This window comes from Vibrio sp. 10N.261.51.F11, assembly GCF_041471665.1.
GTDB classification, from domain to species: Bacteria; Pseudomonadota; Gammaproteobacteria; order Enterobacterales; family Vibrionaceae; genus Vibrio; species Vibrio crassostreae_C.
In genome coordinates, this window is record NZ_JBFROW010000065.1 from 21,311 (window position 1) to 44,604 (window position 23,294).

At 44.9% G+C, this 23,294-nt stretch carries 25 protein-coding genes; 5 read left to right on the forward strand and 20 right to left on the reverse strand.

What is annotated here, in order from left to right:
• Positions 1–7: 7 nt before the first annotated feature.
• From atpH to AB4351_RS18420, 18 genes are all read right to left on the reverse strand, one after another.
• Positions 8–541: a F0F1 ATP synthase subunit delta gene (atpH, locus tag AB4351_RS18335; protein ID WP_017058795.1), complete on the reverse strand. Its 534-nt coding sequence runs from the start codon at positions 539–541 to the stop codon at positions 8–10.
• A 15-nt stretch (positions 542–556) separates the two neighbouring features.
• A complete protein-coding gene (atpF, locus tag AB4351_RS18340) occupies positions 557–1,027 on the reverse strand; it encodes a F0F1 ATP synthase subunit B (RefSeq protein ID WP_032545592.1) in 471 nt (156 codons plus the stop codon).
• Positions 1,028–1,086: 59 nt separating this feature from the next.
• The gene (atpE, locus tag AB4351_RS18345) at positions 1,087–1,344 is read right to left on the reverse strand and encodes a F0F1 ATP synthase subunit C (RefSeq protein WP_004411110.1); all 258 of its coding nucleotides are present in this window, start codon (positions 1,342–1,344) and stop codon (positions 1,087–1,089) included.
• 48 nt (positions 1,345–1,392) lie between these two features.
• Complete coding sequence (gene atpB, locus AB4351_RS18350; protein ID WP_017058797.1) at positions 1,393–2,190, reverse strand: F0F1 ATP synthase subunit A; 798 nt, start codon at positions 2,188–2,190, stop codon at positions 1,393–1,395.
• An 8-nt stretch (positions 2,191–2,198) separates the two neighbouring features.
• On the reverse strand, positions 2,199–2,588 hold the full coding sequence (locus AB4351_RS18355) for a F0F1 ATP synthase subunit I (RefSeq protein WP_017058798.1): 390 nt from the start codon (positions 2,586–2,588) through the stop codon (positions 2,199–2,201).
• A gap of 192 nt (positions 2,589–2,780) precedes the next feature.
• A complete protein-coding gene (locus tag AB4351_RS18360) occupies positions 2,781–3,662 on the reverse strand; it encodes a ParB/RepB/Spo0J family partition protein (RefSeq protein ID WP_017058799.1) in 882 nt (293 codons plus the stop codon).
• A gap of 23 nt (positions 3,663–3,685) precedes the next feature.
• Positions 3,686–4,459, reverse strand: coding sequence for a ParA family protein (locus tag AB4351_RS18365; RefSeq protein WP_029235097.1), 774 nt, complete (start codon positions 4,457–4,459; stop codon positions 3,686–3,688).
• Between the two features lie 14 nt (positions 4,460–4,473).
• The gene (gene rsmG, locus AB4351_RS18370) at positions 4,474–5,106 is read right to left on the reverse strand and encodes a 16S rRNA (guanine(527)-N(7))-methyltransferase RsmG (RefSeq protein WP_017058801.1); all 633 of its coding nucleotides are present in this window, start codon (positions 5,104–5,106) and stop codon (positions 4,474–4,476) included.
• Positions 5,106–7,001: a tRNA uridine-5-carboxymethylaminomethyl(34) synthesis enzyme MnmG gene (gene mnmG / locus AB4351_RS18375; protein WP_017058802.1), complete on the reverse strand. Its 1,896-nt coding sequence runs from the start codon at positions 6,999–7,001 to the stop codon at positions 5,106–5,108. The genes rsmG and mnmG overlap by 1 nt, the downstream gene beginning before the upstream one ends.
• A gap of 482 nt (positions 7,002–7,483) precedes the next feature.
• Entirely contained in the window at positions 7,484–7,918 is a 435-nt protein-coding gene (mioC, locus tag AB4351_RS18380; RefSeq protein WP_372126805.1) for an FMN-binding protein MioC, read from the reverse strand.
• 50 nt (positions 7,919–7,968) lie between these two features.
• Positions 7,969–9,330: a tRNA uridine-5-carboxymethylaminomethyl(34) synthesis GTPase MnmE gene (gene mnmE, locus AB4351_RS18385; protein ID WP_029235098.1), complete on the reverse strand. Its 1,362-nt coding sequence runs from the start codon at positions 9,328–9,330 to the stop codon at positions 7,969–7,971.
• Positions 9,331–9,460: 130 nt separating this feature from the next.
• Positions 9,461–11,083 (reverse strand): membrane protein insertase YidC, encoded by a 1,623-nt coding sequence (yidC, locus tag AB4351_RS18390; protein ID WP_017058806.1) that lies wholly within the window; start codon positions 11,081–11,083, stop codon positions 9,461–9,463.
• Positions 11,084–11,085: 2 nt separating this feature from the next.
• The gene (gene yidD, locus AB4351_RS18395; protein WP_372126807.1) at positions 11,086–11,343 is read right to left on the reverse strand and encodes a membrane protein insertion efficiency factor YidD; all 258 of its coding nucleotides are present in this window, start codon (positions 11,341–11,343) and stop codon (positions 11,086–11,088) included.
• Positions 11,310–11,633, reverse strand: a complete 324-nt coding sequence (rnpA, locus tag AB4351_RS18400; RefSeq protein WP_017055478.1) for a ribonuclease P protein component — start codon at positions 11,631–11,633, stop codon at positions 11,310–11,312. The genes yidD and rnpA overlap by 34 nt, the downstream gene beginning before the upstream one ends.
• 45 nt (positions 11,634–11,678) lie before the next feature.
• Positions 11,679–11,813 (reverse strand): 50S ribosomal protein L34, encoded by a 135-nt coding sequence (rpmH, locus tag AB4351_RS18405; RefSeq protein WP_004735800.1) that lies wholly within the window; start codon positions 11,811–11,813, stop codon positions 11,679–11,681.
• A gap of 206 nt (positions 11,814–12,019) precedes the next feature.
• The gene (locus AB4351_RS18410; RefSeq protein ID WP_017063027.1) at positions 12,020–12,757 is read right to left on the reverse strand and encodes an amino acid ABC transporter ATP-binding protein; all 738 of its coding nucleotides are present in this window, start codon (positions 12,755–12,757) and stop codon (positions 12,020–12,022) included.
• Positions 12,754–13,425, reverse strand: a complete 672-nt coding sequence (locus tag AB4351_RS18415; protein WP_009848134.1) for an amino acid ABC transporter permease — start codon at positions 13,423–13,425, stop codon at positions 12,754–12,756. Before AB4351_RS18415 ends, AB4351_RS18410 begins: the two co-directional genes overlap by 4 nt.
• A 135-nt stretch (positions 13,426–13,560) precedes the next feature.
• A complete protein-coding gene (locus AB4351_RS18420) occupies positions 13,561–14,310 on the reverse strand; it encodes an amino acid ABC transporter substrate-binding protein (RefSeq protein WP_009848135.1) in 750 nt (249 codons plus the stop codon).
• Positions 14,311–14,621: 311 nt separating this feature from the next.
• Between AB4351_RS18420 and dnaA the strand changes: the two genes are divergently transcribed.
• From dnaA to gyrB, 4 genes are all read left to right on the forward strand, one after another.
• Positions 14,622–16,043 (forward strand): chromosomal replication initiator protein DnaA, encoded by a 1,422-nt coding sequence (gene dnaA, locus AB4351_RS18425; protein WP_372126809.1) that lies wholly within the window; start codon positions 14,622–14,624, stop codon positions 16,041–16,043.
• 81 nt (positions 16,044–16,124) lie between these two features.
• Complete coding sequence (gene dnaN / locus AB4351_RS18430) at positions 16,125–17,225, forward strand: DNA polymerase III subunit beta (RefSeq protein WP_017058809.1); 1,101 nt, start codon at positions 16,125–16,127, stop codon at positions 17,223–17,225.
• Positions 17,226–17,278: 53 nt separating this feature from the next.
• A complete protein-coding gene (recF, locus tag AB4351_RS18435) occupies positions 17,279–18,358 on the forward strand; it encodes a DNA replication/repair protein RecF (protein ID WP_017058810.1) in 1,080 nt (359 codons plus the stop codon).
• Positions 18,359–18,375: 17 nt separating this feature from the next.
• Complete coding sequence (gyrB, locus tag AB4351_RS18440; protein WP_017058811.1) at positions 18,376–20,793, forward strand: DNA topoisomerase (ATP-hydrolyzing) subunit B; 2,418 nt, start codon at positions 18,376–18,378, stop codon at positions 20,791–20,793.
• A 239-nt stretch (positions 20,794–21,032) separates the two neighbouring features.
• Here gyrB and AB4351_RS18445 read toward each other — a convergent pair whose 3' ends face one another.
• Entirely contained in the window at positions 21,033–21,155 is a 123-nt protein-coding gene (locus AB4351_RS18445; protein WP_267869012.1) for a hypothetical protein, read from the reverse strand.
• Between the two features lie 142 nt (positions 21,156–21,297).
• Here AB4351_RS18445 and AB4351_RS18450 point away from each other — a divergent pair, with 142 nt between their 5' ends.
• Positions 21,298–21,732, forward strand: a complete 435-nt coding sequence (locus AB4351_RS18450) for an Hsp20 family protein (protein ID WP_009848140.1) — start codon at positions 21,298–21,300, stop codon at positions 21,730–21,732.
• 106 nt (positions 21,733–21,838) lie between these two features.
• Here the strand turns inward: AB4351_RS18450 and AB4351_RS18455 are convergent, their stop codons facing one another.
• A complete protein-coding gene (locus AB4351_RS18455; RefSeq protein WP_017071787.1) occupies positions 21,839–23,089 on the reverse strand; it encodes a valine--pyruvate transaminase in 1,251 nt (416 codons plus the stop codon).
• Positions 23,090–23,294: the final 205 nt, after the last annotated feature.

The following is a 23,294-nucleotide window of genomic DNA, read 5'->3' on the forward strand; positions in this document are numbered from 1 at the left end:
ATCCCCATTAAGACTGCAATGCATCGCTCAGGCGGTCTAAACGACTGCGCGCTGAGTTATCGATGACTAGGTCTCCGGCTCGAATAATAACTCCACTAAGTAGAGTCTCATCTATACTGCAATTCAGCTGAACTTTGCGCGCTAAGCGCTGTTCCAATTTGCTGCTGATCTCTGCGCGTTGTTCTTTAGAAAGTTCAACCGCTGAAGTGACTTCAACGTCGATCTCTTTCTCGTGCTCTTGTTTGAGCAATAAGAACTCTTTGCAAACATCAGGAAAAGCCATTAAGCGGCCATTCTCTGCCATTACTTTTATCAAGTTCTGGCCGAATTCATCAAATTGTTCGCCACAAATTACAATGAATACTTCAGCTAATTTTTCAGCAGTTTGAGAGCTGCTTAAGAAATTGTGAACATCATCATTTTGTGCCACTTCGGCAGCAAAAGTAAGCATCTGACCCCATTGGTCTAGCTCACCTTTCTCTACCGCAAAGTCAAACGCTGCTTTAGCATAGGGGCGTGCGATTGTAGTCAAATCAGACATATACAGCCCCTTGCTTTAAAGTTTTGCAGTAATGTTGTTAAGAAGATCATCGTGTACATCTTTATCGATTGTACGCTCAAGGATTTTCTCAGCACCAGCAATTGCCAGAGTTGCGACTTGTTTGCGCAGGTCATCACGGGCACGTGTGCGCTCAGCTTCAATTTCGGCTTCCGCTTGCGCTAAGATTTTCTGGCGTTCTGCCTGAGCCTCTTCGCGAGCTTCATCAATAATTTGAGCCTTGCGTTTATTTGCCTGTTCAATAACCTCAGTTGCGGTGCGCTTCGCTTCTTTCAATTGGTCAGAAGCGTTGGCTTGTGCTAGATCCAAGTTTTTAGCAGCGCGTTCAGCGGCTACTAGACCGTCAGCAATTTTTTTCTGACGCTCTTCAATTGCTTGCATGATTGGTGGCCATACATATTTCATGCAGAACCAAACAAACATAGAAAAAGCAATTGCTTGACCTAACAGAGTTGCGTTCATATTCACAACAGCTACCCCTCGTTAAGAATCAACTACAAAAATTTAATTAACTAATTAACAGTTAATTAGCCTGCTAGTTGACCAACAAATGGGTTAGCAAACGTGAATAGTAGTGCGATTACGATACCGATCATTGGAACAGCATCCAGTAGACCAGCGATGATGAACATCTTAACTTGTAGCATTGGAGCCATTTCAGGTTGACGCGCAGCGCCTTCTAGGAATTTACCACCAAGAATAGCAAAACCAATTGCAGTACCTACGGCACAAAGACCAACAATAATAGCAACAGCGATTGCTGAAAAACTTAGTACAGTTTCCATTTACGTTCTCCGATTAACATTAATAGTTAGAATAAAACTTAAAAATTTTTAGTGATCGCCATCTTCATGGGCCATTGATAAATAAACAATTGTTAACATCATGAAAACAAATGCTTGAATCAAAATAACCAAGATATGGAAGATAGCCCAAGGTAGAGAGCCTACCCATTGTAAATACCACGGTAGCATTGCCGCACAAAGAATGAATACAACCTCACCTGCGAACATGTTACCGAATAGACGCATACCAAGTGATAGAGGCTTCGCGAGTAGCGATACCACTTCAATCAGTAGGTTAAACGGGATCATGATTGGGTGATTAAATGGATGTAAAGCAAGTTCTTTGGCGAATCCACCTAAGCCTTTTACTTTGATGCTGTAGTAGATCATCAGAGCAAAAACACCTAAGGCCATTGACATGGTTATATTAACATCAGCTGAAGGAACCACTTTCAAATAAGGGATACCTAGCCAATGCTCCGCAGGATATGGTAAGAAATCGATAGGCACTAAGTCCATCAAGTTCATTAAAATAATCCAGCAGAATATAGTCAGTGCTAATGGAGCAATCAGAGGGTTGCGGCCATGGAAAGTGTCTTTAACGTTGCCATCAACGAATTCAACTACCATTTCAACAAAACACTGAAGCTTACCAGGTACACCTACTGTTGCTTTCTTAGCGACTGAGCGAAAAACCCAAAGGAATAACATCCCTGTCAACACCGAAAAAAACAGACTGTCTATATGTACGTTCCAGAAACTTGTCTCCTCTACAAGACCAAACTTAGCTAAAGAAAGGTTTTGTAAGTGGTGCTCAATGTATCCGGATGCTGTTGGCGCAGCCATAACTCATCCTATTTTTTATTGTTAATGAAAAGCACTGGCGCAAAGATATTAATACCTAGAACCAGTAAATAGGTCAGTTTGAGGGGAACTAATTCCACCTGCATATACATGTAGACAATAGAGAATAGTAGAACTGTGATAAGGATTTTTAGCGCTTCGCCTGCATAGAACGACGCCGCAACTAACTTAGTTGCGCGAGCTCCACTAAATAGGAAAGCACACACACAAAAAACTGCATTTGCGATGACAAAAATACCGCCACCGATTAATGCAGCAAAACCCCAATCAGGATTAACAGCTAAACCTAACCCTATCGCCACTAATATAACCGCGCTAAGCTCGATCAATAACATTTGCTTTGCAAGCACTCGTCCTGGTCTTGCTAACGCCGCTACCATGTATTCGTTCCTCTTTTAAGCCTTCTTTACTACTCGCTTAAAAGCGTGCTGAGAAATTGGCGAAAATTATACGTTCAGCCAAATTGATTGCAATAACAATGCAGCAATCATTTACATTTTTGCATACAAACCTACAACTTTTGTACGAAATTACTTGTTTATTACATAATTGACCTAAATCAATTATCTCATTTAGTACTCTAGTTTAGCAATAAGTTGCTCTAATTTGTGAGGCTCATCAAGAGTAATTGTCACTTTTGACTTACCGCTAACAGAACGAGTAACTGAAACGTTTGCTTGCAATTTTTCCGTGAGTCTTCGTGAAAGTTCGATAGCTTCTGTGTCTTCAGGCTTCGATTCACCTTCAACGTCTGGTTTTAAGCACTTTTTGACAAGTTGCTCAGTTTGACGCACGGTCATTTTTTTGGTTGCCGCAGTGTTTGCTGCTTCAACCTGGGTATCACCTTCAAGCGCAAGCAGTGCTCGAGCATGCCCCATTTCCAGTTGTTTATTGGAAACTAAACCTTTTACTTCATTTTCGAGCTGATTTAGACGTAATAAGTTACTCACCGTAGCTCTCGATTTACCGATTACATCAGCGACTTGTTGGTGTGTCAGCTCAAATTCGTTCTGTAGTCGCTCTAGCGCTTGTGCTTCTTCGATAACATTCAGATCTTCACGCTGAATATTCTCAATCAACGCCATCGCGATAGCGGCTTTGTCTTCGACTCTCTTGACCAAACATGGCACTTGTTTAAGGCCAGCTTGACGAGCCGCTCTCCAACGACGTTCACCAGCAATAATCTCGAACTGGTCGTGCGCCAATGGGCGAACTACGATCGGTTGGATAATGCCTTGAGATTGAATTGATGCTGCCAGCTCTTCTAGCGCTTCAGGCGCAATATCCTTACGCGGTTGATATACACCAGGCTTCAAGCAACCAACAGCCAGTTCAATAAGCTCACCATCAGCCGACAACGCCTGACTATGAGAAGCAACTTGCTGTTTTTCACGAGCCAATGAGCTAGTTGCAAGCAATGCATCTAGCCCTTTTCCTAAACCACGCTTAGACATTGAGCGAATTCCTTTGGTTGGACCTATACTGGGACTTCTTCACGACGCAACATTTCGCCAGCAAGAGCAAGGTAAGCCTTAGCTCCTGCGGAATATTTGTCGTAGTACATTGCTGGCTTGCCGTGACTCGGGGCTTCTGCCAGACGCACATTTCTAGGGATCACAGTTCGGTAGACTTTGCTACCAAAGTGTTTTTTGAGTTGATCAGATACTTCGTTCGATAAGCGGTTGCGAGGATCGTACATAGTACGCAGAAGACCTTCGATCTTCAGGTTCTCGTTTACAACAGCCGCTAGCTTACTGATGGTATCCATCAATGCAGTCAAACCTTCCAAAGCAAAGTATTCACATTGCATAGGAACCAATACGGAGTCGGCCGCAGCCATCGCGTTGATTGTAAGAAGGTTTAATGAGGGCGGGCAATCAATAAAGATGAAATCATAGTTATTGCGAATGGGTTCGAGTGCATTTTTTAAACGAACTTCACGAGCAAACACTTCCATCAGCTTGATTTCTGCCGCAGTAACATCACCGTTCGCGGCGATGAGGTCATAATTGCCAGATGTACTCCGGCAAACCACCTCATCAAATGGGGTGTCTTCAACCAACAAATCGTAAGCTGTTGCTTCAACTTGATACTTGTCGACACCGCTCGCCATAGTGGCATTACCTTGAGGATCGAGGTCAACAACCAATATCTTGCGTTTTGTTGCCGCCATTGATGCTGCTAAATTAATGCAAGTTGTTGTTTTTCCTACGCCACCCTTCTGGTTGGCAATTGCTACGATTCTACCCACTATGGCCTCGCTGATTATCCCTGACGCGATAAAGTAACTAGATGACGCTCTCCATCAAGCTCTGGCACTTGCAAAGCTTTAATGTCTGTCACTGAACACCATTCAGGTAACAGGTCGATTTCGTCTCTAGGATGTTGTCCCTTAAGAGCCAAAAATACACCGGATTGCTCTTTAGGTAAATGGTGACACCACTCTACCATGTCTGTCATTGACGCAAATGCACGACTGAGCACTGCATCAAACTTTTCTTCTGGTTGAAATTCTTCAACGCGACTTTGAACCGGTACCACGTTGTCGATACCCAGCTCATGAATCACCTGTTTGATAAAACGAATACGCTTACCTAGGCTGTCTAGCAAGTAAAACTCGCAGTCTGGATTCATGATTGAGAGCGGAATCCCAGGAAGACCAGGTCCCGTACCCACATCGATAAAGCGCTTACCTTGTAAGTGAGTGCTAACAATGATGCTATCTAAGATATGTTTCACCATCATTTCTTGTGGGTCACGAACTGATGTTAGGTTATAAGCTTTGTTCCACTTGTTCAGTAACTCAACGTAGCCAACCAACTGGCCACGTTGTTTTTCAGATACTTCAAGTTCAGTCTGGCCAATAAGGTGATCCAGTTTTTCGCGTAATGCGCTCATTATGCTTCCTCACCTTTTTTCAACAGGCCGTGTTTTTTCAAGTAAACCAACAGAATTGAGATTGCTGCGGGTGTGATACCTGAAATTCGCGAAGCAATACCAATTGAGTCAGGCTTAGCTGTCGTTAGTTTAAGAACCACTTCGTTAGAAAGTCCTTTTACCTTGCTGTAATCGATATCAGCAGGCAGTTTGGTGTTTTCATGACGCAGTGATTTTTCAATTTCGTCTTGTTGACGCTGAATGTAACCATCGTACTTCACTTGGATCTCAACTTGCTCAGACGCTTGTTGATCTTCCAGTGCAGGACCAAAACGATCCAATGCGGTTAACTGTGAATAAGTCATTTCAGGGCGACGAAGAAGATCTTCACCGCTCGCTTCACGAGACATTGGTGTTTTCAGAATTTGGTTCAGTTGATCAATATCTTCAGATTTTGGATTAATCCAAGTCTCTTTCAGACGTTGACGCTCCTTCTCCATGTTTTCCATCTTCTCGTTGAAACGAGCCCAACGAGCGTCATCAACAAGGCCAAGTTCACGCGACTTTTCAGTCAAGCGGATATCGGCGTTGTCTTCACGAAGCAGCAGACGGTATTCCGCGCGAGACGTAAACATGCGGTAAGGTTCTTTGGTACCCATGGTAGATAGGTCGTCGATAAGCACGCCCATGTAAGCTTGGTCACGACGTGGACTCCAGCCTTCTTTGCCTTGAGTAAACAAACTTGCATTCAGACCGGCCATCAAGCCTTGTGCAGCCGCTTCTTCATAGCCAGTGGTACCGTTGATTTGACCCGCAAAGAATAGACCTTTGATAAACTTAGTTTCGTAAGTCAGCTTAAGGTCGCGAGGATCAAAGAAATCGTACTCAATCGCATAGCCAGGGCGAACGATATGAGCATTTTCAAAGCCCTTCATCGAACGAACAATTTGAACCTGTACATCAAACGGCAGACTGGTAGAGATACCATTCGGGTATAGCTCGTGAGTCGTTAGACCTTCTGGCTCAATAAAAATTTGGTGACTGTTCTTGTCAGCAAAACGCATTACTTTGTCTTCAATCGAAGGGCAGTAACGAGGGCCAATGCCTTCAATCACACCCGCGTACATAGGGCTGCGATCAAGGTTGGCACGAATTACGTCATGCGTATTTTCATTGGTATGCGTGATGTAACATGGAATTTGACGAGGTTGTTGAGCTCGGCTGCCCATGAACGAGAAAACAGGCGTCGGGTTATCACCGTGCTGAACCTCAAGCTCAGAAAAATCAACGCTACGCGCATCGATACGAGGAGGAGTACCTGTTTTCAGGCGATCAACTCGGAATGGAAGATCACGAAGACGGTCAGCCAGTGCGATCGATGGTGGATCACCAGCACGGCCACCTGAAGAACTTTCCATACCAATATGGATCTTGCCGCCTAGGAATGTGCCCACAGTCAGAACCACAGCGCTTGCGCGGAACTTAAGGCCCATCTGCGTTACCACACCTACCACTTGATCCTGTTCAACGATCAAGTCATCAACCGACTGTTGGAACAAAGTCAGGTTTGGCGTGTTTTCAAGAACGTTACGAACAAAGGCTTTGTACAGTGCGCGGTCAGCTTGTGCACGAGTAGCACGAACCGCAGGGCCTTTTGATGCGTTCAATGTTCTGAACTGAATACCTGCATGATCAATAGCTTGCGCCATTAATCCACCCATTGCATCGACCTCTTTTACCAAGTGGCCCTTACCGATCCCGCCAATGGCTGGGTTACAAGACATTTGTCCTAGTGTATCGATATTATGAGTAAGTAATAACGTACTTTGACCAGTACGTGCAGATGCGAGTGCGGCTTCCGTTCCTGCATGGCCACCACCAACAACGATGACGTCAAATTTTTCGTGATAAAGCATGAACCGACCTCAGGTATTCAAACGTTTTCTAGATTGATAAAAAGGAGCGATATTCTACCTGTTTTCATAGCCTGAGAAAACGTTTTTGGGATTTTTCGAAAAAGCTGTTTTTAATTAATATAGATAAGATCTTTAAGGAGATCTTTTATTAGATCTATTATTAGGATCGAGGGTATCTGTGGATAAGTCGGAAATGATCAACGAGATCATGGATCTTTTTTGGATCAAATGATGTGATCTAACTTTGATCAGGATGAGGATTAGCTGGGATCAAAATGGCTACTTATTCACAGGAGGAAATTAGCCTAAAACTTGTTATTTGGATAACTATAGGTTAATCACCGTATATGTATGATCTTATCCACAGCAGAAATTGAAAATAGATCGCTAATTTTCGATGTTTTTGAAAAAAAGTTATTCACAATCACGATGTTCAGAGACAAAAAAAGCGGCATAAGCCGCTTTTTGAGAGAGGAGAGAGGTTAAAACTGGTCGCTATGATCGTTGAACCAAGCTTCTGCTGCGTCTTCTGGTACCGGAGTTTCCAATACATCGATGGTAAAACAGTCAGAAATAGGCTGAGCACCGAGCTCTTTCATCTGGCTGTGGACTGATTTTCCCGCCAAACAGAAGGTATCGTAACTCGAATCACCAAGCGCCACGACAGCAAAGCGAACCGGGCTTAAATCTGGAGATTGCTGGGTCAATGCGTCGATAAACGGCTTAATATTATCTGGAAATTCACCCGCACCATGAGTTGAAGTCACCAGCAACCAAAAGCCTTGTTGGGGAATATCATCGAATTCAGGCTGATTATGAAGGGTGATCTCGTGGCCTTGCTCTTTAAGAAGATCATTAAGGTGATCGCCAACGTACTCTGCACCACCTAAGGTGCTGCCTGTAATAATGTGGATCATTAAGCTGTCCTTACTAAAGAAAAAGGCCAGCATGAGCCGGCCTTTAAAGGTTATTTACCAATACAGAAAGAGGTGAAGATACGGCCGAGTAGGTCATCGGAACTGAATTCACCAGTAATCTCGTTAAGGTGTTGCTGCGTTATACGCAGTTCTTCTGCCAAGATTTCCCCTGCCATATAGCCTTCGAGCTGTTGCTGGCCAATATCTAGATGCTCAGATGCGCGTTCTAGGGCATCTAAGTGGCGACGACGTGCCATGAAGCCACCTTCATTGCCACCAGCAAAGCCCATGCAATCTTTTAAGTGATTACGTAGTGCATCAACGCCTTGTCCCGTCTTTGCTGATAGTCGAATCAGAGTTGGATCATTAACATGGCAAATCCCGAGATCTTCACCGGTTTGATCGGCTTTGTTACGAATCACGGTCATTCCGATGTTATTCGGCAGACGATCAACGAAATCTGGCCAGATATCTTTCGGGTCGGTTGCATCGGTAGTGGTGCCATCGACCATAAATAAAACGCGATCGGCTTGAGCAATTTCTTCCCAAGCGCGTTCAATACCGATTTTTTCGACTTCATCCGAGGCTTCACGCAGGCCTGCGGTATCAATAATGTGCAGTGGCATACCATCAATATGGATATGTTCACGAAGTACATCACGGGTTGTACCTGCAATATCAGTCACAATCGCGGAGTCTTTACCCGATAATGCATTCAGTAAGCTCGACTTACCGGCATTAGGACGACCTGCAATCACCACCTTCATACCTTCACGCATGATGGCACCTTGATTGGCTTCTTGGCGAACCGCTTCGAGGTTGTCGATGATAGCTTGTAAGTCAGCACTTACTTTACCGTCAGCAAGGAAATCAATCTCTTCTTCTGGGAAGTCGATAGCGGCTTCAACATAGATGCGTAAGTGAATCAGAGAATCCACCAGCGTATTAATGCGTTTTGAAAACTCGCCTTGTAACGATTGCAGAGCTGATTTCGCCGCTTCTTCTGAACTGGCATCAATGAGGTCAGCAATCGCTTCTGCTTGGGTTAAATCCATCTTGTCGTTCAAGAAGGCACGCTCCGAGAACTCACCTGGGCGTGCTGCGCGTAGCCCTGGAATAGCGAGGATGCGCTTGATGAGCATATCCATTACCACAGGACCACCGTGGCCTTGCAGCTCTAAAACGTCTTCACCGGTAAACGAGTGCGGGTTAGGAAAGTAAAGCGCGATGCCTTGGTCTAGCTCTAAACCATCGTGAGATTTAAAAGGGGTGTACTCAGCGTAACGTGGTTTCAGTACTTTGCCGGTAACTTCAAGCGCAACTTGGGCTGCTTGTGGGCCTGAAACGCGAATAATACCGACGCCGCCACGGCCGGGTGCAGTCGCTTGAGCAACAATCGTATCTGTAGTCATAGTTGTGCCTGCTAGCATGTGAAAGCCAAAAAGGGGCGCTCACGATTAATCAATTAGCTGAATTGTAATCAGCTAAAAACAAAAAGGCGACCTTTTGGTCGCCTTTCTTTGTCTCTTTCTATTATCGAACTTACTTAGAATGTAAGCCTTTCTTTTCCAGCGCGCGGTAGATAAGCGTTTGCTGAATCAGAGTTACGATGTTCGATACTAGCCAGTATAGAACCAGACCTGAAGGGAAGAACAGGAAGAAGAATGTGAACATAACCGGCATAAAGGTCATGATCTTCTGCTGCATTGGATCCGTTACAGTTGTCGGGCTCATCTTCTGGATTAGGAACATTGAAGCACCCATCAGAAGTGGCAAGATGTAGTATGGGTCTTGTGCTGAAAGGTCAGTAATCCAACCGAAGAACGGTGAGTGACGCAGTTCAACAGACTCCATTAGTGCCCAGTATAGCGAAATGAAGATAGGCATTTGCAGAAGGATAGGTAAACAGCCACCTAGTGGGTTTACTTTCTCTTTCTTGTAAAGCTCCATCATTTCTTGGCTCATGCGTTGACGGTCGTCGCCGATACGCTCACGCATTGCAGTCAGCTTAGGCTGAAGCATACGCATTTTCGCCATAGACGTGTACTGAGCTTTCGTTAGTGGGTACATAGCACCACGAACGATGAAAGTTAGACAGATGATTGCCAGACCCCAGTTCACAACGATGCCTTGAATGAACGAAAGCAGAGTATGAAGTGGTTTAGCAATGAACCATAACCAACCGTAGTCAACTACTAGGTCTAGGTTAGGTGCAACAGCAGCCATTTGGTCTTGAAGTTTAGGACCAACCCAAAGCGTTGCTTTGAAGTTTGCTTCGTCGCCAGTAGCGATGGTTTTGTTCGGCATGCGAACACCGATGTCGCCAAGGTTACCAATTACACGAGTGTAAAGGTTGCTGCCTGCTTCGTCGCGTGGGATCCATGCACTTGCAAAGTAGTGCTGAATCATCGCTGCCCAACCTTGACCGTTTGCTAGGTTAAGAGACAGGTTGCGATCTTGCATGTCGTCGAAGCTGTATTTTTTGTAACGCGTATCTTCCGTAGAGTAAGCACCACCACGGTAAGTTGGCATTGTTAGGCTACCGCCGTCATCCATTACGTTCTGACGCAGGTGAGCGTACATGCCGAATGTCGCGTTGTTACCAGAGTTGTTGACTACATCGTATTCAACATCCATTGCGTAGCTGCCACGCTTAAGGATGAATGTTTTCGTGTAATCAAGGCCGTTCGCTTGGTAAGTCATCGGGATGCGTAGTTCATCCTGACCATCAGCAAGCGTGAAGCTGTCTGCTGAAACTGTGTAGCTTGGGCGGTTTGTGCTGCTTAAATCGATACCTTGAGGACCCACTAGACCGCTTTGTGCGATAAATTGGTGACCTGGTTCGTTTTTAAGAAGAACAAACGTATCTTCAGAATCGAACTCAGCAGAGTAATCGTTTAGGTTTGCTTTAACGACATCACCACCAACCGTATCAATTGACAGAGTCAGTACATCAGTTGTTACTGTGATAGTTTTAGCAGAAGAAGCAACTTGACCAGGAGCCGGGTCTAGATCATCTGCATAAGATGGCGCTGGTAGGGTGCTGCCAGATTGTGCCTGCTCAACCGCTTGTGGTGCTGGATTCTGAGCTACGTTCCATTGTTGGAACAGTAGGAAAGAAACCAAAGCCAATGCGATTAACAGGATATTACGTTGAGAATCCATCGTTATTTATCTCTGTCTTGTTTTTGGACTGGTGGAACGGGGTCAAAGCCCCCTTCGTTCAAAGGATGGCATTTTAATAGACGTTTGCCTGATAACCAACACCCTTTTACAAAACCGTGAGCTTTCAACGCTTCTATCGCATATAAAGAGCAGGTTGGAGTAAATCGGCAGCGTGGGCCGATGAGTGGACTAATAAACCATCTATAAAAATAGATGGGCATTAGCGCTATCCACGCGAAGGGCGAGACAGGCGAAGCCATAATTTGTCGAGTAGCTTGAACATTTCTTCATTGCTTAAATCTTGCGCGCTCTTCTTAGCGATTACAACAAAATCTTTGTTAGGAAGTTTGTGTTGAGTGTTACGAAAGCTTTCACGAGTAAGACGCTTGAATCGGTTACGACCCACGGCGGTTTTAATCTGCTTTTTCGGAACGGCTAATCCAAGACGAGGATTTGAAAGAGAGTTATTTCGGGCAATGATGGTGAAATGAGGGGAGCCAGCTCGATGAGCTTGCTTGAAGACATTTTGATAATGTTCGGGAGTTAACAAGCGTAACTCCCGACCGAAGGCTAGCTTATTCAAAATAATCAAAGATTACTTAGAAAGACGCTTACGGCCTTTTGCACGACGTGCATTGATTGTTGCGCGACCGTTCTTAGTAGCCATGCGAGCACGGAAACCGTGAGTACGCTTACGCTTTAGAACTGTAGGTTGAAAAGTGCGTTTCATTGTAATTACCTTACTGATCAGTAGTTTTAGGTTTTTGTTAAACCCGGCGTGGGCATTTTTTCTCTTCTTTATATAAGAAAGGAAAACCGACGCCTCTCAACAAAGAGGCGGAATTGTAATCACTGTCACAAAAAGTGTCAATGATTGGGTTAACTAAAATTCCGGTCGGGGGATTATACGTAGAATAACTAAAATCACAAGGATCCTTAGTCGATCCCAACCTTATTTAAGAATTTTTTTAATTTAGGATCCTGTGGATTACCAAAAATATCCTGTGGAGATCCCTGCTCGATAATATGGCCGTCAGCCATGAAGATCACTCGGTCTGCGACCTCTCTCGCGAACTGCATTTCATGGGTAACCACCAGCATGGTTTGATGCTGATTTGCCAGTTTTTTCATTAGGTTAAGCACTTCGCCAACCCACTCAGGATCGAGCGCTGAAGTCGGCTCATCAAACAGTAAAAGCTCGGGTTGTAGTGCCATTGCACGGCCAATACCCACCCGTTGTTGCTGGCCACCAGAGAGCGCGGCTGGGTAGCTATCACCTTTGTCACCTAAGCCAATATCATCAAGTATTTGTTGTGCTTTTTCATGGGCTTGCTGTTTTTTCCAACCACGAACGGTAATTAAACCTTCAGCAATATTCTGTCTCGCGGTTTGGTGAGCGAACAGTGCATAGTTTTGGAACACAAAACCGGTCTTACGACGCAGTGCAAGCACCTCTGCCTTAGTGTGTTTCTGAGTATCAACCTTGATATCATCAATCGAAATCGTGCCTTGATCGGCTTGCTCTAGAAAATTCACACAACGCAGTAGGGTAGATTTACCCGTACCACTTGAACCTATGATGACAATTATCTCACCTTGTTTGATTTCTAGGTCGATCCCTTTCAAAACTTCGGTGTCACCAAACTGCTTGTGGATACTTTGTAATTTGATCATCGTACATACGCCTTATTCAGTTTCACTTCGGCCCAAATTTGAATACGAGTGAGGATAACCACCACGCCCCAGTAAATCAGTGCGACTGCTAAGAAAGCCTCGAAGAAGCGGAAACTTGAAGAAGCCTCCATCTGAGCTTTAGCCATGATTTCGGCGACACCTAGGGTGAAGGCAAGTGAAGTCGACTTGATCATATCGATGAAGTAGTTCATCAACGACGGCAGTGCCACGCGAGTTGCTTGCGGTAAGATCACTCGGCGCATCGCTTGGCTGGTTGTCATACCGACCGAAAGGCTGGCTTCCATCTGGCTGCGATCAATACCGATAATCGCGGCACGAATACTTTCTGCCATATACGCGGCAAAGTGCAGGGTTAAGCCAATCACAGCGGCGCTGAAGGCATCCAACCCAACCATCCACGGGAAGACTTGTGGTAAGCCGTAATAAAGGAGGAACAGCTGCACCAACAGTGGTGTGCCTCGGAAGAAGCTAATGTACAGCTGGCTCAGTTGGTCGAGCACTGGGATTTTGAATACACGAATATTCGCCAGTATCAGAGACAGGATCAGAGCAAAGAACAAGCCCCAGGTCGCCATCTCCATCGTGGTGCCTAAATACTTCAGTAGTATTGGCAACAGCTCCAGCATGTAATTAAAGTCAAATCCCATAATCTATCTCGTATTTTTATTGGCAGTGTTGTTCTATATGTAAGTACTGTTGTATCAGGTTTTTTAATCAGTGCACAAAAGCAAAAAGCCCACCGCTGTATAAAGCAGTGGGCCTTGAATGGAGAAAGTGAGTAATTACTTCTGAGTAATGTCCGCACCAAACCATTTCTGAGAGATACTTTCTAGCGTACCATCTGCGCGCATTGCTGCTAATGCTTCATTTACTTCTGCTTGCAGTTTTTTGCCGTTATCGTTGTCGACGAAAGGCCAAGCGTTTTCAATTGTTTCGAATGGCTGACCTGCTAGTTGTAATGGTAGACCAGTCTTCTTGATAAGCTCTAGTGCTGATAGGCGATCCATTACGAATGCATCGGCACGACCCAGTGCCACGTCATGTTCAATACCTGTATCGTAGGTTTTTACATTGATCTTGCCATCTTTGTCGTAGCTGCGAAGCAGTTGTTCAAAGTTTGAGCCTAGGTTTACCGCAACCGTCTTGCCATCAAGGTCTTCGATGCCTTTAATGCTGTCATTACCTTTACGAACGGTAATTTGTGCGCCGTCTACTACGTATGGGTCTGCGAATAGGTATTTCGCTTTACGTGCATCCGTCATTGTAATTTGGTTTGAAATGGTATCGATGCGACCCGTTTCAAGAAGACCAAACAGACCAGAGAAGTTTGCCGTTACGTATTCAACCTTGTAATCGTTACGCTTACCGATCTCATCCCATAAATCCACTTCAAAACCCTGTAGCTGGTCTTGTTTAACGAACGTAAACGGGAAATAGCGACCAGACATGCCGACTTTAACTTCAGTCGCAGCTTGAACAGTAGCAGCAGAGAGTGCGATAGCCGCAATTGCAGCCTTAATCCAGTTATTCATTTGGTAACTCCTTATATTTATGGGTTTGGATGTTACTGGGAAAATGCTCACTAGAATAAATAACCAGATGTTATTAACCATAACCAGATTGAATTCCCGATTTGGGGATAACTAGCAAGGATCCGGGCATAAGTGGATCATTGTGTGAGTAAATTAGGGGCAAGATGTGTGGATCCACCGATAAATTACAAATTTATTGTGAATAACTTGGATCTTATTCACTGGATCTGTGATCAATTGCTGGTGATCTGACTTATCAACAGGTAAAATTAGCGGTCATTTCATATTACTTTAAATAGAGTGAGGGCACCGTGTCATCTTCGCTTTGGTTGCAGTGTTTGCAACAGCTTCAAGAAGAGTTACCAGCTACAGAATTCAGTATGTGGGTTCGTCCGTTACAAGCGGAACTCAATGACAATACTCTAACTCTATTTGCACCGAACCGTTTCGTACTCGATTGGGTTCGTGATAAGTATCTAAATAGCATTAACCGTCTGCTGCAAGAATATTGCGGTAACGATATCCCACATCTTCATTTTGAAGTGGGAAGCAAGCGTTTGATTGCACCAAAGCCTGCGACACCGACACCAACTCAGACTCGCACTGCAGCTGATGTGGCCGCTGAGTCATCAGCACCTGCGCAATTACAAGCTCGCAAACCTGTCCATAATATCTGGCGTGATGAAGAGCCTGTCGCGGTTGACTTGAATCACCGCTCAAACGTGAACCCAAAACATAAGTTCAATAACTTTGTTGAAGGTAAGTCGAACCAACTCGGTTTGGCTGCGGCACGTCAGGTTTCTGATAACCCAGGTACAGCCTACAACCCGTTGTTCCTATACGGCGGCACTGGTTTAGGTAAAACGCACTTGTTGCATGCGGTGGGTAACGCCATTGTTGATAATAAGCCGAACGCGAAAGTGGTTTACATGCACTCAGAGCGTTTTGTTCAGGATATGGTAAAGGCTCTGCAAAACAACGCGATCGAAGAATTTAAGCGCTACTACCGTAGTGTTGATGCATTGCTTATCGATGACATCCAATTCTTTGCTAATAAAGAGCGTTCTCAAGAAGAGTTCTTCCATACCTTTAACGCGCTGCTTGAAGGCAACCAACAGATCATCCTAACGTCTGACCGTTATCCAAAAGAGATCAACGGGGTAGAAGATCGTCTTAAATCTCGTTTCGGCTGGGGTTTGACGGTAGCGATTGAGCCACCAGAGCTTGAGACACGTGTTGCGATCTTGATGAAGAAAGCCGAAGACCACCAAATTCACCTTGCGGATGAAGTGGCGTTCTTTATTGCCAAGCGTCTACGCTCTAACGTTCGTGAACTGGAAGGCGCATTGAACCGTGTTATTGCGAATGCAAACTTCACTGGCCGCCCGATCACGATCGACTTCGTGCGTGAAGCACTGCGTGACTTACTTGCCCTGCAAGAAAAACTGGTCACTATTGATAACATTCAAAAGACAGTCGCTGAGTACTACAAAATCAAAGTCGCTGATCTATTGTCTAAGCGTCGTTCTCGTTCTGTTGCTCGTCCACGTCAATTGGCGATGGCACTGGCGAAAGAGCTAACAAACCACAGCTTGCCTGAGATTGGCGATGCATTCGGTGGTCGTGACCACACGACGGTACTGCATGCTTGTCGTAAGATTGCTCAGCTGCGTGAAGAGAGCCACGACATTAAAGAAGATTATTCGAACTTGATTCGTACCCTTTCTTCTTAATACACAGTATTCTTAACCTTAATAAGCAGAATCTTGGCCACGTACTATTACGCAGTGCCATTTAGACCGTAAGAGCAAGATATGAAATTTACCATTGAACGTAGTCACCTGATTAAGCCATTACAACAAGTATCTGGCGCACTCGGTGGCAGGCCAACGCTTCCAATTCTAGGAAACCTACTGATTAAAGTAGAAGATAACGTGTTGTCGATGACAGCGACGGATCTAGAAGTAGAACTGATCAGCCGTGTAACGCTTGAAGGTGATTTCGAAGCGGGTAGCATTACCGTACCTTCACGTAAATTCCTAGATATCTGCCGTGGATTGCCAGATAACTCAGTGATCACGGTGGTATTGGATGGTGACCGTATTCAGGTTCGCTCTGGTCGTAGCCGCTTCTCTTTAGCAACATTACCTGCGGCAGATTTTCCAAATATTGAAGACTGGAGCAGTGAAGTTGAAGTGTCAGTGACACAAGCTGAACTTCGCGGTCTTATCGAGAAAACACAATTCTCAATGGCGAACCAAGATGTTCGTTACTACCTCAACGGTATGTTGTTTGAGATTGAAGGCTCTATCCTGCGCAGCGTAGCGACCGATGGTCACCGTATGGCAGTATCTCAAGCACAACTGGGTGCGGATTTTGCTCAGAAGCAGATCATTGTTCCTCGTAAAGGTGTTCAAGAGTTAGTGAAGCTATTGGATGCACCTGAACAGCCAGTAACACTGCAAATTGGTAACTCTAACGTGCGAGCTGAAGTGAACAACTATGTCTTCACTTCTAAGCTGGTTGATGGTCGTTTCCCTGATTATCGCCGCGTAATGCCGCAAAATACCACCAAGACACTTGAAGCTGGCTGTGATGAATTACGTTCAGCATTTTCTCGTGCTGCGATTCTATCGAATGAAAAATTCCGTGGTGTTCGCGTTAACCTTGCGGATAGCGAGATGCGCATTACCGCGAACAACCCAGAGCAAGAAGAAGCAGAAGAAGTACTCGATGTTAACTTCGACGGTGACGCGCTAGAGATTGGCTTCAACGTAAGCTACGTATTGGATGTTCTGAACACACTGCGTTGTGAACAGGTTCGCATCTCAATGTCAGACGCCAATGCGAGTGCTCTTATCGAGAACGCACAAGATGACAGCGCGATGTACGTTGTTATGCCAATTCGCTTATAAGCAGCCCTATGTTGACCTACCGAGTCGTGATTGAAGATTAATATGAAGACGTTATGCCTTTATCGCGCTTAATCGTTAAGCAGTTTAGAAATATTGAAGCCTGTGACATTCAACCGTCATCAGGCTTTAACTTTCTTATAGGGGCTAACGGAAGCGGCAAAACCAGTGTCCTTGAAGCTGTGTATCTGCTCGGACATGGGCGCTCATTCAAGAGTTCACTTACCGGTCGTATCATACAAAACGAGTGTAGTGAGCTGTTTGTACATGGCCGTTTTATGACCTCGGATCAATTTGAGCTGCCAATTGGCATTAATAAGCAGCGCGATGGCACGACAGAGGTTAAAATAAGCGGTCAAACTGGGCAAAAGTTGGCTCAGTTAGCTCAAGTCTTACCTTTGCAGTTGATTCACCCTGAAGGGTTTGATTTACTAACCGATGGACCTAAGCATCGCCGAGCATTCATTGATTGGGGAGTCTTCCACAGTGAGTCGGGCTTTTATGATGCGTGGGGCAGGGTAAAGCGCCTCAATAAGCAGCGAAACGCCTTATTGAAAACGGCAACGCACTATCGAGAGCTGAGCTATTGGGACCAAGAATTGGCCCGTTTAGCAGAAAGCATCAGTCAGTGGCGTGCCACCTACGTTGATCAGCTCAAAGAAGTCGCCGAAGAAATCTGTGCGACCTTCCTTCCTGAGTTTGAGATAAAGATTAACTACTATCGTGGCTGGGACAAAGACACCCCGTACGCCGATATATTAGAAAAGAATTTTGAAAGGGATCAGCAGCTTGGTTACACCTTTAGTGGGCCAAACAAAGCGGATCTGAAGATAAAAGTGAACGGCACTCCAGTGGAAGATGTCTTGTCACGAGGTCAATTGAAGTTGATGGTGTGCGCGCTACGAGTAGCACAAGGGCAACACCTCACTCAAATGACAGGTAAGCAGTGCATCTATTTGATAGATGACTTCGCTTCCGAATTAGATAGCCAACGCCGAGCACGTCTTGCTGAGTGTTTAAAGGCGACCCAGGCTCAAGTTTTTGTAAGCTCTATTACCGCTGATCAGATTGCAGATATGCATGACGAAAATAGCAGGATGTTTCATGTGGAACATGGCAAAATAGAGCAAGGATAATTAGTCAGAGAGTAACTATGTCAGATAATTACGATTCATCGAGTATTAAAGTACTGAAGGGTCTGGATGCGGTACGTAAGCGTCCTGGAATGTACATTGGCGACACGGATGATGGTACCGGTCTGCACCACATGGTTTTTGAGGTGGTAGATAACTCTATTGATGAAGCGCTAGCTGGTCACTGTAATGACATCATTGTAACTATCCATGAAGATAGTTCTGTGTCTGTGAGCGATGACGGCCGTGGTATTCCAACAGAATTGCACCCAGAAGAAAACGTATCAGCAGCAGAAGTAATCATGACGGTTCTTCACGCTGGTGGTAAGTTCGATGATAACTCGTACAAGGTATCTGGTGGTCTGCACGGTGTTGGTGTTTCAGTAGTTAACGCACTTTCTAAGCAAGTTACTCTTACTATCCACCGTGGTGGCAAAATCCACACTCAAACCTACAGCCACGGTGAGCCTCAAGCGCCACTAGCAGTTATCGGTGACACGGATAAAACAGGTACAGAGATTCGTTTCTGGCCGAGTGAAGAAACCTTCACTAACATCGAGTTCCATTACGACATTTTAGCTAAGCGTCTACGTGAGCTATCATTCTTGAACTCAGGTGTATCAATTAAGCTAATTGACGAGCGCGAAGAAGACAAAATGGATCACTTCGAATACGAAGGCGGTATCCAAGCGTTTGTTGAACACCTTAATACTAACAAAACGCCAATCATCCAAAAAATCTTCCACTTTAACTCTGAGCGCGAAGACGGTATTACCGTTGAAGTTGCGATGCAGTGGAATGACGGCTACCAAGAAAACATCTACTGTTTCACCAACAACATCCCTCAACGCGATGGTGGTGCTCACTTAGCAGGTTTCCGTGCGGCGCTAACGCGTACTCTGAACAGCTTCATGGACAAGGAAGGCTTCTCTAAGAAAGCGAAGACTGCGACCTCTGGTGATGATGCTCGTGAAGGTCTGACGGCGATTGTTTCTGTTAAAGTGCCTGATCCTAAGTTCTCAAGCCAAACTAAAGATAAGCTGGTTTCTTCAGAAGTGAAGTCTGCCGTTGAATCTACAATGGGTGAGAAGTTGTCTGAGTTCCTTATTGAGAACCCAGGTGAAGCGAAAACAGTTTGTTCTAAAATTATTGATGCAGCACGTGCTCGTGATGCAGCGCGTAAAGCTCGTGAAATGACTCGTCGTAAAGGCGCATTAGATTTAGCGGGTCTTCCTGGTAAGCTTGCTGACTGTCAGGAAAAAGATCCTGCACTGTCTGAACTATATATTGTGGAAGGAGACTCTGCTGGCGGTTCAGCTAAGCAGGGGCGTAACCGTAAGAACCAAGCAATCCTACCGCTGAAAGGTAAAATCCTTAACGTAGAGAAAGCACGTTTCGATAAAATGCTGTCTTCTCAAGAAGTAGCAACGCTAATCACCGCTCTTGGTTGTGGTATTGGTCGTGACGAATACAACCCAGATAAACTGCGTTACCACAACATCATCATCATGACCGATGCCGATGTCGATGGTTCTCACATCCGTACCCTGCTACTGACGTTCTTCTACCGTCAAATGCCAGAGCTGATTGAACGTGGCTACATCTACATTGCTCAACCGCCACTTTACAAAGTGAAGAAAGGTAAGCAAGAGCAGTACATTAAAGATGAAGATGCGATGAACCAGTATCAAGTATCTTTGGCTTTAGACAACGCAGAACTGCACGTAAACCCTGAAGCGCCAGCATTTGCAGGTGAAGGTTTAGAGAAGCTTGTTCAGCAATACAATGCAGGCATCAAGCTTGTTGATCGTATGAGCCGCCGTTACCCACGCGCATTGGTTCACGAACTGATTTACGTTCCTCGTCTAACGGCCGAGCAGTGTCATGATGACGCGGCAGTTGAAGCTTGGGGTAAGCAGCTTGTTGAACAGCTAAACGCGAAAGAAGTAGGTGCAAGCCAATACAGCCTTGAAGTTGAAAAACACGAAGAGCTAGGCTTAAGCGTTCCTAAGATTGTGGTTCGTACTCATGGTGTGACTCATGAACACCTACTAAGCATCGATCTTATTAACTCTAAAGAGTTTGGTAAGCTAGCGGATCTTTCTGAAGCTCTTGATGGCTTGATTGAAGAAGGCGCTTACATTAAGCGTGGTGAGCGTACTCAAGAAGTTTCTAGCTTCGTTGATGCTCTGAACTGGTTAGTGAAAGAGTCTCGTCGTGGTCTAAGCCTACAGCGATACAAAGGTCTAGGTGAGATGAACCCTGATCAACTTTGGGAAACCACGATGGATCCTGAAACTCGCCGTATGATGCAAGTAACAATTGAAGACGCTGTTGGTGCTGATTTGTTGTTTACGACGCTAATGGGTGACCAAGTTGAACCTCGTCGTAACTTCATCGAAGAGAATGCACTGAAAGTAGCAAACCTAGACGTTTAGTCTCTTTGATACTTCGCTCTTTGGCTTAATTTCTGTGTCAGAGGTGCTCACATACATTCGTATGCTCCGCGCCTCTTCCTTGAACTAAAGCCAAATAGCTTCGTCTCAAAAAACTAAAATCATAAAAAAGCACTATCCTTTGGATGGTGCTTTTTTATGTTTGTAAGATATTGAAAAATATTGAGTTGCAAAAATAATTGAAAATAACCCCTTGAAACTATTTTGCTCAATCCATATATCTATTTGTGAAGAGGATGACTGTCTTGCTCTACAAGAGAAGAAACAGAACCTTCATTACCGCTAACGAAGTATCGCTCAATAGAGGATAACTTTGGCAGCACACAACTTAAAAATTGATTCATTGCCATGTCCCAGCGTTGTCGCCAATAGAGGTGAAACCCGAGGAATGCGAATTGAATCTCTTAGCTGTTTACTGGGTCACACACAGGTTAGATCCAAGTAAAATTCGCAGCTAAGACTATTGCTTACTAAAAGGATAGCATTATGAGAACTGTAGATTTCACTCCACTTTACCGCAACGCAATCGGCTTCGATCGTCTATTCAACATGATGGAAGCGAATACATCGAAGAACTCTTCTGGCGGTTACCCTCCATACAACATCGAGCAAAAAGACGAGAACAACTACCGTATTACTATGGCAGTCGCTGGTTTTGCTGATGATCAATTAGATCTGACTCAGAAAGAGAACATGCTAATTGTGAAAGGTGAGCGTAAAGCAGAAGCAGAGAAAACCTTCGTATACCAAGGTATCGCAGAGCGCGATTTCGAGCGTAAATTCCAACTGGCTGACTACGTAAAAGTGGTAGGTGCAAGCATGGAAAATGGTCTTCTTCACATCGACCTCGAACGCGAAATCCCAGAAGCGATGCAACCACGTAAGATTGCTATCAATGGTAATAGTTTACTAGAAGGCTAATTACTGTTAGCTCCTTAGAGCTAAAAAATATCGGGAAGTAAAAGTGAAAGAGCACCTAATGAGGTGCTCTTTTTGTATTTGACCTGCGGTAAGCTAAAAGCTCTTATTACTGCTCTGAGTAAGCCTTTTTCACTTCTTCAGCAATGATAGCAATGCCTTTCTGCATCGCCTCATCATCTTGTACGTAGTTCATGCGTAAGCACTGGTGAGCATGATCCCACTCGTCTTCTTGGCCGATAAAGAAGTATTCACCCGGAACAATCAATACGCCGCGCTCTTTCAAGCGCTTATACAGTTCCATGGTAGTGATGGGCAGCTCATCAAACCATAGCCACAAGAAGATGGCGCCTTCAGGTTTGTGAATTCTAAAGCGTGGGTCGTCAATAGCATCTTGTAAGAGCTCAACTGCACGTAGAGATTTATCTTTATAGAAAGGTTTGATCACCTCGCTGCTTAAGCGCAGTAAATCGCCTTTTTCAATCATGTGATTGGCAATTGCAGGGCCAACACTGTTTGGCGCTAAGCTAATGATGCCATTCATGTTGGTCAATGCTTGTGTTACTTCTTCACTCGCAATTACGATACCGCAACGCACACCCGGCAAACCAAGCTTAGAAAGGCTCATGCACAGAATCGTATTTTCATTCCAGAACGGTTCGACATCTTCAAAGATGATGTTAGGAAACGGCAGGCCGTAAGCATTGTCGATCAGCAGTGGGATGTTGTTTTCACGCGCCAGTTTATCCAGTTTACGCACTTCTTCGTCGGTCAGTACGTTACCCGTTGGGTTGGTTGGACGAGATGCACAGATAGCCGCGACTGAGTCATCAACCTTTAGTTGTTCAAAATCAACGTGGTATTTAAACTGACGGTTTTCTAGCAGTTCGATCTCTGGGTGGTAAGAGATAAAAATATCGTCATCAATACCCGCGTCGCCGTAGCCGATGTATTCCGGTGCGATCGGCAGTAGGATTTTCTTATGTGAGCCGTCAGGCTGTTGGCCTGCTAGCAGGTTGAATAGGTAGAAGAAGCCACTTTGACTGCCATTAGTCAGGCTGATGTTCTTCTCGCTGATGTCCCAACCGTAGGTCTCTTTCAGCATTGCCGCTAACGATTTGATGAAGCTGTCTTTACCCTGCGGACCATCGTAGTTGGCGAGGGCGGCGATGAGTTCTCCACTGGCGAGCATGTCGGCACTGGCTTGGTTAAAGTAATCGAGCATGGCAGGGATAGCGGCTGGGTTGCCACCACCGAGCATGATAGCGCCAGGAGTGCGCAGGCCATCATTCAAATCATCCATTAAACGAGTGATTCCAGAGTATCGATTAAACTTTTCGCCAAACTTAGAGAACTGCATTACTAATTTTACCTAATTCATTGTGATTGCTTGTTACGTGTCATTAAGGCAGACCTTATGTCTGCCATCAGTGTATTCCTTGAACATACCGCAATGTTTTTGCGACGCATAGCGCCAAATGCTCTAACACGTAAAAAACTTCTATAAAGTTTGGTTAATGAGTGACAGCTTGCTTATTGAACGTACCTTTAGCGATAAAAAAAGG